At 72.9% G+C, this 12,258-nt stretch carries 14 protein-coding genes; 7 read left to right on the top strand and 7 right to left on the bottom strand.

The window, feature by feature from the left end:
• Positions 1 to 234 precede the first annotated feature (234 nt).
• Both cimA and K6T13_RS12015 read left to right on the top strand, forming a co-directional pair.
• Positions 235 to 1,830, top strand: a complete 1,596-nt coding sequence (gene cimA / locus K6T13_RS12020) for a citramalate synthase (RefSeq protein ID WP_222894804.1) — start codon at positions 235 to 237, stop codon at positions 1,828 to 1,830.
• Between the two features lie 32 nt (positions 1,831 to 1,862).
• The gene (locus tag K6T13_RS12015; protein WP_222894803.1) at positions 1,863 to 2,063 is read left to right on the top strand and encodes a VOC family protein; all 201 of its coding nucleotides are present in this window, start codon (positions 1,863 to 1,865) and stop codon (positions 2,061 to 2,063) included.
• A 92-nt stretch (positions 2,064 to 2,155) separates the two neighbouring features.
• Here K6T13_RS12015 and K6T13_RS12010 read toward each other — a convergent pair whose 3' ends face one another.
• The 3 genes from K6T13_RS12010 to K6T13_RS12000 are packed head-to-tail and all read right to left on the bottom strand — an operon-like array spanning position 2,156 to position 4,058.
• Positions 2,156 to 2,770: a CbiQ family ECF transporter T component gene (locus K6T13_RS12010; RefSeq protein WP_222894802.1), complete on the bottom strand. Its 615-nt coding sequence runs from the start codon at positions 2,768 to 2,770 to the stop codon at positions 2,156 to 2,158.
• Positions 2,767 to 3,456, bottom strand: a complete 690-nt coding sequence (locus K6T13_RS12005; RefSeq protein ID WP_222894801.1) for an energy-coupling factor ABC transporter ATP-binding protein — start codon at positions 3,454 to 3,456, stop codon at positions 2,767 to 2,769. Before K6T13_RS12005 ends, K6T13_RS12010 begins: the two co-directional genes overlap by 4 nt.
• Positions 3,453 to 4,058: a biotin transporter BioY gene (locus K6T13_RS12000; RefSeq protein ID WP_222894800.1), complete on the bottom strand. Its 606-nt coding sequence runs from the start codon at positions 4,056 to 4,058 to the stop codon at positions 3,453 to 3,455. Before K6T13_RS12000 ends, K6T13_RS12005 begins: the two co-directional genes overlap by 4 nt.
• 103 nt (positions 4,059 to 4,161) lie before the next feature.
• Here K6T13_RS12000 and K6T13_RS11995 point away from each other — a divergent pair, with 103 nt between their 5' ends.
• Positions 4,162 to 4,722 carry a TetR/AcrR family transcriptional regulator C-terminal domain-containing protein gene (locus K6T13_RS11995; protein WP_222894799.1) on the top strand — a complete coding sequence of 187 codons (561 nt, stop codon included), beginning with the start codon at positions 4,162 to 4,164 and terminating at the stop codon, positions 4,720 to 4,722.
• Here the strand turns inward: K6T13_RS11995 and K6T13_RS11990 are convergent.
• Genes K6T13_RS11990 through K6T13_RS11975 form a run of 4 tightly spaced genes read right to left on the bottom strand, consistent with a single transcriptional unit; the run spans position 4,712 to position 7,343 of the window.
• Positions 4,712 to 5,317 (bottom strand): pentapeptide repeat-containing protein, encoded by a 606-nt coding sequence (locus tag K6T13_RS11990; protein WP_222894798.1) that lies wholly within the window; start codon positions 5,315 to 5,317, stop codon positions 4,712 to 4,714. The two genes, K6T13_RS11995 and K6T13_RS11990, sit on opposite strands and share 11 nt — an antisense overlap.
• Positions 5,318 to 5,327: 10 nt before the next feature.
• Positions 5,328 to 5,855, bottom strand: a complete 528-nt coding sequence (locus K6T13_RS11985; RefSeq protein WP_222894797.1) for a 2'-5' RNA ligase family protein — start codon at positions 5,853 to 5,855, stop codon at positions 5,328 to 5,330.
• On the bottom strand, positions 5,852 to 6,427 hold the full coding sequence (locus tag K6T13_RS11980) for a M23 family metallopeptidase (protein ID WP_222894796.1): 576 nt from the start codon (positions 6,425 to 6,427) through the stop codon (positions 5,852 to 5,854). Before K6T13_RS11980 ends, K6T13_RS11985 begins: the two co-directional genes overlap by 4 nt.
• Before the next feature lie 4 nt (positions 6,428 to 6,431).
• Positions 6,432 to 7,343, bottom strand: a complete 912-nt coding sequence (locus tag K6T13_RS11975) for a 3-methyladenine DNA glycosylase (RefSeq protein ID WP_222894795.1) — start codon at positions 7,341 to 7,343, stop codon at positions 6,432 to 6,434.
• A gap of 25 nt (positions 7,344 to 7,368) precedes the next feature.
• Here K6T13_RS11975 and K6T13_RS11970 point away from each other — a divergent pair, with 25 nt between their 5' ends.
• From K6T13_RS11970 to K6T13_RS11955, 4 genes are read left to right on the top strand one after another with little or no spacing between them, the layout of a single operon-like run.
• Positions 7,369 to 8,754 carry a pyridoxal phosphate-dependent decarboxylase family protein gene (locus K6T13_RS11970; protein ID WP_249423763.1) on the top strand — a complete coding sequence of 462 codons (1,386 nt, stop codon included), beginning with the start codon at positions 7,369 to 7,371 and terminating at the stop codon, positions 8,752 to 8,754.
• A 10-nt stretch (positions 8,755 to 8,764) separates the two neighbouring features.
• Positions 8,765 to 9,574, top strand: a complete 810-nt coding sequence (locus K6T13_RS11965) for a fumarylacetoacetate hydrolase family protein (protein WP_222894794.1) — start codon at positions 8,765 to 8,767, stop codon at positions 9,572 to 9,574.
• Positions 9,571 to 11,025 (top strand): glutamate--tRNA ligase, encoded by a 1,455-nt coding sequence (gene gltX / locus K6T13_RS11960; protein WP_222894793.1) that lies wholly within the window; start codon positions 9,571 to 9,573, stop codon positions 11,023 to 11,025. The genes K6T13_RS11965 and gltX overlap by 4 nt, the downstream gene beginning before the upstream one ends.
• Positions 11,022 to 12,203, top strand: a complete 1,182-nt coding sequence (locus K6T13_RS11955; protein ID WP_249423762.1) for a CPBP family intramembrane glutamic endopeptidase — start codon at positions 11,022 to 11,024, stop codon at positions 12,201 to 12,203. The genes gltX and K6T13_RS11955 overlap by 4 nt, the downstream gene beginning before the upstream one ends.
• Positions 12,204 to 12,258: the final 55 nt, after the last annotated feature.

The following is a 12,258-nucleotide window of genomic DNA, read 5'->3' as shown; positions in this document are numbered from 1 at the left end:
TTCCCGGGGAGGGTCCCAGGCTGCTGGCCGCACGGCGCGGCGCCCATCTGGACCGGCGCGGCCGCTCGGATGGCGAGAAGCCGATCCCACGGTCCGGGCGGCCGTGCCACACTGGATGTGTGCACCACCTGAGCAGCATCATCATTCGCTAGCGCGTCGACACCCTCGACGCGCCCACCTCTCGTACCCACGAGAGGTTTTTTGTTGCCCGACCAGTTCCGGAGGAGGGGAGCCATGAGCGGGACGACCGACCTGCACGGCGGCTTCCACGTCTACGACACCACCCTGCGCGACGGCGCCCAGCAGGAGGGGCTCAACCTGTCGGTGGCCGACAAGCTGAGCATCGCCCGGCACCTCGACGACCTCGGCGTCGGCTACATCGAGGGCGGCTGGCCGGGGGCCAACCCGAAGGACACCGACTTCTTCCGCCGCGCCCGCGACGAGCTCGACCTCCGCCACGCGAAGCTGGCGGCCTTCGGTGCCACCCGGCGGGCGGGCGTGGCTGCGGCCGACGACCCGCTGGTGGCGGCGTTGCGCGACTCCGGCGCGAGCGTGGTGACGCTGGTGGCGAAGTCGCACGACCGGCACGTGGAGCTGGCGCTGCGGACGACACCGGCCGAGAACCTCGCGATGATCCGCGACACGGTCACCCACCTGCGGGAGGAGGGGCAGGAGGTCTTCCTCGACGCCGAGCACTTCTTCGACGGCTACCGCGCCAACCGCGACTACGCCCTCGAGGTCCTCCGCACCGCCTACGACGCCGGGGCCTCGGTCATCGCCCTCTGCGACACCAACGGCGGCATGCTGCCGGGCTGGGTGGGAGACGTCGTGCACGACGTCGTGGAGACCGCTCAGGTGCGGGTCGGCATCCACTGCCACAACGACACCGGCTGCGCGGTGGCCAACACCCTCGCGGCGGTCGACGCCGGCGCCACCCACGTGCAGGGGACCATCAACGGGTACGGCGAGCGCACGGGCAACGCCGACCTGGTGAGCGTCGTCGCCAACCTGCAGCTCAAGCTCGACCGGCAGGTGCTGCCGGCCGGGCTGCTGGCCGACGCGACCCGGGTCGCCCACGCGGTCGCCGAGGTCACCAACGTGCCGCCCGCGGGCCGGCAGCCCTACGTCGGCACCAGCGCGTTCGCGCACAAGGCCGGCCTCCACGCCAGCGCGATCAAGGTCGACCCGGACCTCTACCAGCACATGGACCCGGCCGGCGTCGGCAACGACATGCGGCTGCTGGTCTCCGACATGGCGGGCCGGGCCTCGATCGAGCTCAAGGGACGCGAGCTCGGCTTCGACCTCTCAGGGGACAAGGACCTCGTCACCCGCGTCACGGCCCGCGTCAAGGAGCTCGAGTCGCGCGGCTTCACCTTCGAGGCCGCCGACGCCTCCTTCGAGCTGCTGCTGCTCGAGGAGGTCGAGGGGGCGCGCCCCGCCTACTTCGAGGTCGAGTCGTGGCGGGTGATCACCGAGACCCGGCCGGGTGCCGAGGCGCTCTCGGAGGCGACGGTCAAGCTGCGCTCGGAGGGCGTGCGCTACGTCGTCACCGGCGAGGGCAACGGCCCGGTCAACGCGCTCGACCAGGCGCTGCGTGAGGCGATCGGTCAGGCCTACCCGGAGGTGGCGAAGTTCGAGCTGATCGACTACAAGGTGCGGATCCTCGACCAGGGGCACGGCACCGACGCGGTCACGCGCGTGCTGATCGAGACCACCGACGGGGAGTCGACGTGGGTGACCGTGGGGGTGGGCCACAACGTCATCGAGGCCTCGTGGGGGGCCCTGGTCGACAGCATGACCTTCGGGCTGCGGCGTCACCACCGCGGCTGACCGCCGACCGGGCCGGGCGCAGGGTGGCAGGCATGAGCGGGCTGACGCCGTACCTGTGCGTGGGCGACGCGCGTGCCGCCATCGCCTGGTATGTCGACGCGGTCGCTGCTGCCGTCGAGGCCGCGGGCATCACCCTGGACCGGGGCCCCGAGGACACGGGGCCGGCCGGCCGCGTGGCGGTCTTCCGGGACCCGTTCGGGCACCGCTGGTTCCTCGACCAGTCGCCCGGCTAGCAGCGGGACCGGTCTTGTCGCGACAGCCGACGATCCGCGCCACCGCGTGGCACCGATCGTCGGCCATCTCCGGCTGCGGCCGTCGCTCGGCCTCACACGACCGGGTCGTCGGCGATCCCGCGGGCGTCGAGCGCTTCACCAGTCGCACGGGCGTGCGCCACCGAGCGGATCACCAGCGGCACCAGCAGCGCCCGGGGGTCACGGTCGAGCCCGCGGGCGCGGGCCGCGTCGCGGGTCTGGTGGGCCAGGTCGAGGGTGGACGGCACGGCCCGGATCATCAGCGCGAAGGCCAGCCCGACCCGCTCGGGATCGACGCCCACCCGGCGCAGCGGCCGTACGCCGCGGGTCACGGCGTCGAGCACCTCGTCGACCGGGGTGGTCACCGTGAGGACCGTCGCGAGCAGGACGAGGGCCAGCAGGTCGCCGCCGGTCTCCACGGCCCGTTCCCAGCCCTGCTGCCACGCCGAGTACGCCGCGACCAGCAGCATCATCAGCAGCAGCGCCCGCAGCGCGCGCACCAGGCGACGTACGCCGGCGCCGGACCAGGCCGCCAGCACGACCGCGACCCCGAGCGCGGCTACACCGCTGAGCGGGCCCCGCAGCACGACCACCACGACGCCGGCGACCACCAGCGCCAGCAGCTTGGCCGACGCAGGCAGCCGGTGCAGCCAGGTCGAGCCCGGTCGGTAGAGCCCGAGCAGGCTCATCGCAGGCTCCGGTAGTGACCGACGACCTCGTCAGGCGCGCCGTCGGCGACCACCCGGCCCTCGTCGACCAGCAGGGCTCGCTCGCACCGCAGGGCCAGGTCGAGGTCGTGGGTGACGAGCAGCAGCTGCTGGGGCAGCGCGAAGAGCAGGTCGGCGATCCGCCGGGTGTTGCGGAGGTCGAGCAGGGTGGTGGGCTCGTCGGCGACCAGCACCTCGGGGTCGGTGGCCAGGACCCCGGCCAGGGCGAGCAGCTGGCGCTGGCCCCCGGAGAGGGAGTGGACGCTGCGGTCGGCGAGCTCCGCGAGCCCGTACCGGTCGAGCACCTCCAGGGCGGCGCGGCGCCGTTCGGCCTTGTCGCGGTGGTGGCGGCGCAGTGAGAGGGCGACGTCCTCGGCGACGGTGGGCATCACCAGCTGGGCCGCGGGGTCGGTGAAGCAGAACGCCACCTTGCGGCGGACGGCGGGGCCTTCGCGGGCGACGTCGAGGCCGTCGACCAGCACCTCGCCGGTCGTCGCGGCGACCAGGCCGTTGAAGAGCCGGGCGAGGGTCGACTTGCCGGAGCCGTTGGGTCCGATCAGGGCGACCCGCTGCTCGGTCAGGGTGAGGTCGGTCGGGGCCAGGACCGGGACGTCACCGTCCGTGGAGGGGAGCCGGACGGTGACGTCGCGGAGCTCGAGCCGGCTCACGCCGTGGCTGCGGTCTCCGGCTGGCGCCGGGGCGCCCGACGGCGCAGCAGGTCGGGGAAGGTGCGGTGCACCGCGGTGGCGACGATGGCCATCGCGAGGTTCTTGATCGCGTCGCCGATCCAGAAGACCTTGTCGACGTCGAAGGCCTGACCCCAGGTCAGGTCGGCGCGCAGCACCAGCCCGGCCATGCCGAGCGTGTGGATGAAGACGGCGCTGCTCAGGAGCCCGGCGAGGAAGATCAGCGGGATGTTGGTGGCCACCTGGCGGCGAGGGAGGCGCTCCACGAGGAACCCGCAGAGGCCGGCCGCGAGCGGGAAGCCCACGAGGTAGCCGCCGCTGGGGCCGGCCAGGACCGCGAGTCCGGAGGCGCCGCCGGAGAAGACCGGGAGGCCGGCGGCGCCGACGACGACATAGAGAAGCACGGCGAGGAAGCCGCGCCGCGCACCCAGCACCGCCCCCGCGAGCAGCACCGCGAAGGTCTGCAGGGTGATGGGGACGATGCCGGCGCCCACCTTGATGGCGGGCAGCAGCGCGCACACCGCGACGAGCGCCGCGAAGCCGGCGATCAGGGCGAGGTCGGTACTGGTGGAGCGTCGGTTCATCGGGCTCTGCTTCCTGCGGTGGCCGTCCTGCGGACGGGGGCCAACTGAACGGCGTTCAGGTTAGGGTGGCTGCGCTGACCGGTCAATGCGAGGGAGGTCACCGGTGCGACACCGACGCGACGACGTCGTCGACCACGCGCTCCGGGTGCTCGACGACTTCGGCCTCGCCGACCTCACCATGCGCCGCCTGGGTGCCGAGCTGGGCGTCAGGCCGAGCGCGCTCTACCACCACTTCGCCGACAAGCAGACCCTGCTGGCCGCGCTGGCCGACGAGATCCTGGTGCGAGGCCGCCGGCCGCTCCCCGCCGGGCCGTGGGACGACCGGGCCCGGGCGGCGTGCCACGTGCTGCGTGACTCCTGCCTCGCCTACCGGGACGGCGCCGAGGTGGTCGCGACAGCACGCGCCTTCGGGCTGGGGGCGCGGGCGCCGTACGACGACCTGGTGGCTGTGCTCACCGACGGTGGCCTGCCCGGGGACCTGGCCGCCGCCGCTGCCCGCACGCTGCTCCACTACGTGCTCGGCCACGCGCTCGACGAGCAGACCCAGCGGCAGGCGGGGAGTGCGGGTGCCCTCGACCACGACCCTGCCACCGACCACACCGCCGACGTCGACCTCGGGCTCGACCTGGTGCTGGCCGGTCTCCGCGCCCGGGTCAGCGGCTGACGTCGACCTCCGCCCCGCTGAGCTCGGCGAGCAGCACCGCGCCGGCCAGGTCGAGCTTGGTGCGCCGGAGGCGCGCCGCGGCCAGGTCGACGCGGTCGAGGGATGCGCCCCGGAGGTCGGCACCGGTGAGGTCGGCGTCGCGCAGCGTCGCCCCGTCGAGCCGGCACCCGGCCAGCACCGACCCGGCGAGCTTCGCCATCGACAGGTCCGCCTCGTGGAGGTCGACGCCGGTCATGTCGAGCCGGGAGAGGTTGGCCGCCCGGAGGGTCACCCCGCTCCACTGGCCACCGCGCACGGTGAGCGGCCGCAGCACGCAGCCGGTGAGGACCGAGCCGGACAGCTTGCAGCCGTCGAGGGTGGCGTCGAAGAAGTCGCACCGCACGAACTCGCACGCCACGAACGCCGTGGCCGAGTGGGTCGAGACGTTGAACCGGCAGCCGCGGAAGACGCAGCCGGCGAAGTGTGCGCCGCTGGTCGTGGCCTCGGAGAAGTCGACGTCGACGAAGGTGCACTCGGTGTAGCGGACCGCGCCGAGGTCCTCGGCGTACCAGTCCTCGCCCCGGATCTCGGCACCTGTCGTCGCGTCGTCGTTCACGCCGGTCACCCTAGGAACCGGCGCCGACACCGAGCGGCCAGCTGCGCAGCCGTCGGCACCGTCCGGGCTCGTACCAGACCAGGTCGACCCGGTCGGCGTGGCAGGACACGGGCAGGCTGAGCGCCCCTCGCGTCGACGTCTCGCTGACCGAGGGCGACGTGAGGTCCAGCGTCAGGTGCGGCTCGGGCTCGAACCGACCCTCGTAGGGACGGCACGCAGGGAAGGCCGCGCACAGTCCGTCGGTGAGCTGTCGGAACCCGTCGGCCGGGTCGGGCAGCAGGTGGATGATGCCGTCGGGGAAGGTCGACATCCGCTGCAGCGTGAAGGCGAACGGCGGCACCGACGCAGCCACCCGTGCCACCTGGGTCGCGGCGTCGTCGTCCACCTCGGGGAGGAAGGGACCGAGGACGGTGACGTGGGCGTGGACGAGGTCGGGGTCGGCCGACAGGTAGGCGGGGTCGTAGTGGGCGGTGCGCCCGCGCACGAAACCGTCGAGCTCGGGGACCGGTACCTGGAGCACCGAGTGGCCCCGCGTCACTTCTTCCTCGGTCGCAGGTGGATCAGCTGCCGCGGCTTGACCGCGGTGCTGAGCCCGCCGCCGATCGCACGCTTCTCGAAGTGCAGGTGGCAGCCGTCGGGGGCGCCGGCGTCGGAGGCGCGGGCGATGCGGTCGCCCCGGTGGAGCCGGTCACCCGGCCTGACGAACACCCTCCGGGTGTGCCCGATGACGACGTCCCAGCCGTGGTCGTAGTTGCGCAGCCGCACCGGGCGGGGCCCGTACGCCGGCCCGAGGCCGTCGGTCCGCACCACCCAGGCGCGCGTGCGCGCCTTCAGCATGGTGCCGCAGGGCATCGCCAGGTCCAGGCCGTGGTGGAAGCCGCGGTTGCGCGTGCAGCGCGGGTCGGGGGAGTAGTAGGGGGCGCGCGTGCAGCCGAAGTGGATCATGATCCGGTGGGCCCCCCGGTACCAGGGCGAGTTGTAGCGGGTCTTGTCCTTGGAGTAGAAGACCCAGTCGGGATCGGCGGCCACCACCTGAGCGCCGGCGGGGGCGACGGCCCCGACGCCGAGGGTCAGCGAGATGGCCAGCAGGACGGCCCCGAGCAGCCTCATGGCCTCACCGTACGCGGTCGCCGACGTCGACCGGGTCCTCGATCAGCAATCGCTCGCACGCGTCGATCAGCCGCTGGCGCAGGGGGGCGCCGCGCTCGGTGAAGTGCTGCTGTGCGGCGGCGTACTCGCGCTTTCCCTCGACCGTCTCGATGCGGACCGGCTCGAAGCCGAAGGCCGCGAGGTCGTACGGCGCGGCCCTCATGTCCAGCTCGCGGATGTCCCAGGCGAGCTCGAAGCAGTCGGCCACCAGGTCCGAGGACACCATCGGGGTGAGCCGGAAGGCGTGCTTGTAGAGGTCCATGCCGGCGTGGAGGCAGCCGGGCTGCTCGAAGGCCGGGCGGTCGTCGCGGCCGGGCTGCACGGTGTTGCGGGGACGCGCCTCGTCGGTGAAGAACCGGAACGCGTCGAAGTGGCTGCACATGATCCGGTGTGACTCCACGACCGTGTCGGTGCCGGCAGCGCCCAGCCGGAGCGGCTGCGGGTGGCGGGTCTCGTCGGCGCGGTAGACCATCGCCCACTCGTGGAGGCCGAAGCAGCCGGTGTGGGCGGGCCGGGACGCGGTGGCTACCAGGAGCCGGAGGATCGACGCCACCAGGGACCGCTGCGCGGCGACATACGCCGGGTCCACGGTCACGTCGGTCGAGCCCACGCGGTCGTCGGTCGAGCCTGTCGAGACCAAGTACCCCTTCAGTCCCGCGTACTCCGGCGCATCCTCCAGCGCCACTCCGAACCCCGGGTGCCACCGCATCAGCTGCGCGGGCCGCTGGGAGTAGTAGGAGAAGAGGAAGTCGTGGACCGGGTGCTTCACGCCCTCCCGGCGCCGGGCCAGGTGGGGCTCGACGTACGGCGCCAGTCGGTCCGCGTGCGCGGTCGCCCGGGCCTGCCAGGCACCACGGGTCAGGCTCTCGACGGACACGCCCCGAGGGTACGAGGATGGCGCCGTGCACGACGAAGCCGCCAAGGCCCTCGAGGCCGCCCACCAGCACGCACTCACCTGGCTCTCCTCGCTGCAGGACCGGCCCGTCCCGCCCCGTGAGGACGCGGCGCAGGTCGCCGAGCGGCTCGGCCGGGAGCTCCCGGAGGGGCCGACCGACCCCCGCGACGTGCTCGACCTGCTCGCCGAGGCAGGGGAGCCCGGCCTCGCGGCGATCCCGTCGGGACGGTTCTTCGGCTTCGTGATGGGCGGCTCCCACCCGGCCGCGCTGGCGGCCGACTGGCTGACCAGCGCCTGGGACCAGAACGCCGGGCTGCGGACCGTGACCCCGGCGGCGATGGCGGTCGAGGACGTGGCCGAGGCCTGGGTGGTCGACCTGCTCGGGCTCCCGCACGGCAGCCCGGTCGGCTTCGTCACCGGCGGCACCATGGCCAACTTCACCGGCCTCGCGGCAGGGCGTGGCGCTGTGCTCGACCGCGCCGGCTGGGACGTCGCCACGCAGGGACTGGCCGGTTCGCCCGGGGTCCGGGTGCTCGTGGGCCAGGAGCGTCACGACTCCGTCGACCTGGTGCTGCGCTACCTCGGCCTCGGCGCTCCCGAGCTGGTGGCCGTCGACGACCAGGGCCGCCTCGACATCGCCGCGCTCTCGGCGGCGCTCGAGGAGGGTGACGGCGGGCCCACGATGGTCGTCCTGCAGGCCGGCAACATCCACAGCGGTGCCTTCGACCCGATGACGGAGGCGATCGAGGTGGCGCATGCCCATGGCGCGTGGGTGCACGTGGACGGGGCGTTCGGGCTGTTCGCGGCCGCCTCCCCGGCGTACCGCCCCCTGATCGCGGGCTACGAGGCCGCCGACTCGTGGGCGACCGACGCCCACAAGACGCTCAACGTGCCCTACGACTGCGGCCTCGTGGTCGTGCGCGACCCCGCTGCCCTCAGGGCGGCGATGTCGATGCACGGCGACTACCTCATCCGCGACGCGGCCGGCGACCCGTTCGAGAAGGTGCCGGAGCTGAGCCGGCGCAACCGCGCCGCGCCGGTCTGGGCGGTGCTGCGGGCGCTCGGCCGGCAGGGCGTGGCCGACCTCGTCGACCGGCTCGCCGCGCGGGCCCGCGCCTTCGCCGAGGGGATCGCGGCCATCGAGGGGGCCGAGGTGCTCAACGACGTGGTCTTCACGCAGGTCTGCGCCACGTTCGGTGAGGACGCGGTGACCGAGGACGTCGTCCGCCGGATGCTGGTCGACGGGACCGCCTGGACCACGGGCTCGCGATGGCACGGGCGCGCGGTGCTCCGGGTGTCGGTGAGCAACTGGTCGACCACCGAGGAGGACGTGGCCCGGACCCTCGCGGCGCTGCGCACGGCCGTGGCGGAGGCGCGTGCGGCCGCTCGGTAGGGTCGACCCCGTGCGTATCGCAAGGTTCACGACGGGGGAGGACCCGCAGTTCGGCGTCGTCACCGGCGAGCTCGACGAGCACGGCGAGCTGCCCGACGACGCGATCGTCGTCACCCTCGCCGGTGACCCGATGTACGTCGGCGTCAAGGCCACCCAGGAGGAGCACCGGCTCGGCGACGTCCGGCTGCTGGCGCCGGTGCTGCCGCGGAGCAAGGTCGTCGGGATCGGCCGCAACTACGCCGCCCACGCCGCCGAGCTCGACCACGAGGTGCCTGACGAGCCGCTGCTGTTCCTCAAGCCCAACACCAGCGTCATCGGCCCCGGCGAGTCGATCCGCTACCCGAAGCAGACGGAGGACCTGCAGTTCGAGGGTGAGCTGGCCGTCGTCATCGGCCGGATCTGCCGCGACGTGCCCGCCGCCTCGGCGACCGACGTGATCTACGGCTACACGATCGGCAACGACGTCACCGCCCGCGACCTGCAGCGCTCCGACGTGCAGTTCACCCGGTCGAAGGGCTTCGACACCTTCTGCCCGCTGGGTCCCTGGATCGAGACCGACCTCGACCCGCAGCACTTCGCCGACGGGGTCTCGTTGCGCACCTGGCTCGAGGGCGACCTCAAGCAGGACGGCAACACCCGCGACCTCGTCTTCGACATCCCGACCCTCGTCGCCCACGTCTCCAGCGTGATGACGCTGCTGCCCGGCGACGTGATCCTCACCGGCACCCCGGCGGGTGTCGGTCCGATGGAGGTGGGCGACGAGGTGGAGATCTCGATCGCCGGCCTCGGCACGCTCACGAACAAGGTGACCAGCGCATGAGCAACCCCCCCGTCCGCGTCCGGATGGCCCCCTCGCCGACCGGCAGCCCCCACGTCGGCCTCGCCCGCACCGCCCTCTTCAACTGGGCCTTCGCCCGCCACCACGGCGGCACGTTCGTGTTCCGGATCGAGGACACCGACAAGGAACGCAGCACCGACGAGTCCTACGACAGCCTCGTCGAGGTCATGCGCTGGCTCGGCCTCGACTGGGACGAGGGCCCCGAGGTCAGCGGCCCGTTCGGGCCCTACCGGCAGTCCGAGCGCGAGGAGCTCTACCGCGACGTGCTCGAGCGGCTGCGGGAGCACGGCTCGACCTACGACTGCTACTGCACCACCGAGGAGGTGACGGAGCGCCGGAAGGCGGCCGGCTCCAAGATCCAGGGGTACGACGGGTTCTGCCGCGAGCTGTCCGACCAGCAGCGGTCCGCGTTCGAGGCCGAGGGCCGACGCCCCGTCGTCCGGTTCCGGATGCCTGACGGCGAGATCACCTTCACCGACCTGGTGCGCGGCGAGATCTCCTTCCAGACCGAGTTCGTCCCCGACTTCGCGCTCTGCCGTGCCAACGGCGACCCGCTCTACACGCTGGTCAACCCCGTCGACGACGCGCTGATGGAGATCACCCACGTGCTGCGCGGCGAGGACCTCCTGTCGAGCACGCCGCGACAGCTGGCCCTGTTCGAGGCGTTGAAGGACCTCGGCTTCGCCAAGGTCACGCCGGACTACGGTCACCTGCCCTACGTGATGGGCGAGGGCAACAAGAAGCTGTCGAAGCGCGACCCCGAGGCCCACCTGCTGGCCTACCGCGACCAGGGCTTCCTGCCCGAGGGGCTGCTCAACTACCTCGCGCTGCTCGGCTGGGCGATCGCACCCGACCGCGACGTGTTCACGCTGTCGGAGATGGTCGACGCGTTCGACATCGCCGACGTCAACCCCAACCCGGCGCGCTTCGACCTCAAGAAGGCCGAGGCGATCAACGCCGACCACGTGCGGATGCTGTCGATCGACGAGCTCACCCACCGGGTGCTGCCGCACCTCAAGGCCGCGGGTGTCGTGGGTGACCCGGTCCACGACTCCGACGCCCAGCTGCTCGAGCTGGCGATGCCGCTGGTCGCGGAGCGGATGAACAAGCTCACCGAGGCTGTCGACATGCTCGGCTTCCTCTTCGTCGACGAGGCCTCCTTCGAGCGGCACGACGAGATCGACGAGGCGGGGCGCGAGGTGGTCACGGCCGCCCACGACGCCTTGGCGGGGCTGGCGCACTGGTCGACGGCCGAGATCGAGGACGCGCTGCGCAAGACGCTCGTCGACGACCTCGGGCTCAAGCCGCGCCACGCCTTCGGTCCGGTCCGGATCGCCGTCAGCGGCCGCAAGATCTCCCCGCCGCTCTTCGAGTCGCTCGAGCTGCTCGGGCGTGACCGCAGCCTCGCCCGCCTGTCGGGGGCCCTCGCGTGACGCAGCCGCCGTTCCCGCCCGCGCCCCCGCCCGGACGGCCCGACGGGCCGCCGCCGGCCGAGCCGTTCGGGCAGCCGCCGGCGTACGCCGCCGGGCCGCCGCCGTACACCTCGACCTGGCCCGCGCCGTCCTCCACGTCGTCCTCTGCAGGGCGGACGCCGGTGCCGGGCCAGCAGCCCGGCCCCGACCAGCGACCCACGTCACCCACCTCCGCCGGACTCGCGCCGTCCGGCGACGACCACCGGGAGGGTCTGCCCTACCACCTGCTCCTGCGCGGCGGCTGGGGCGGCTCGTGGTGGCGGAGCCTGGTCGGCATCCTGTGCCTCGCCCTCGGGATGGTCCTGGTCCTGCCGTTCCTGATGCTGGTGCCGTTCGTCGTCTACTACGCCGCCACCGGGCAGGAGGTCGCCAGCAGCGTCACCCGCCTGGTCGACCTGACCAACCCGACGCCGGCGAGCCTCGCCTACCTCAACCTCGCCCTCGCGGGGCTGATCCCGTTCTGCTGGGTGATCATCCGCTACCTCCACGGGCTGCGGCCGCGGTGGCTCTCCTCGATCGCTCCGCGGCTGCGGTGGCGCTACCTGCTGGTCTGCGTCGGCCTGTCGTTCGCGGCGCTGATCCTGACCCTGGTGGTGGCCGCGCTCCTGCCGCAGCAGGCCGACACGTCGCTGTCCGGGGAGCTCAACGAGTTCACGCCCCGGATCCGTGACTTCATGCTCGTCGTCCTGCTGCTGACGCCCCTCCAGGCGGCGGCGGAGGAGTACGCCTTCCGCGGCTATCTCCTGCAGGCCTTCGGCGGCATGTTCCGCAGCCCGTGGGTGGCGGTCGGTGCCTCGTCGCTGATCTTCGCCCTGGCGCACGGCGCCCAGGACCCGCCGATCTTCTTCGACCGCTTCGCGTTCGGTGTCGTCGCCGGCGTCCTCGTCATCGTCACCGGCGGCCTCGAGGCCGGCATCGCCATGCACGTGCTCAACAACTGGCTCGCCTTCGGGTTCGCGCTGGCCTTCGGCGACATGGGCTCGGCGCTCAACCCGACCGGCGGCACCTGGTGGAGCCTGCCGACGACGCTCACCCAGTCGCTGTCCTACCTGGCGCTGGCCTGGTGGGTGGCCCGCCGGATGGGCCTGACGACGAGGACGGACCCGGCCGTTTTGGCCGCCCCACAGGCGCGCGTGTAAGGTTTCGCCCGGCCCTCAGGGGCCACGGCGCAGGTCTCCAGAAGGCCCGCCATCC

The sequence above is a fragment of the Nocardioides coralli genome (genome assembly GCF_019880385.1).
Classification (GTDB): Bacteria; Actinomycetota; Actinomycetes; order Propionibacteriales; family Nocardioidaceae; genus Nocardioides; species Nocardioides coralli.
Note: the sequence above shows the minus strand (reverse complement) of the source record. Positions and strands in the feature narration are given on the sequence as shown.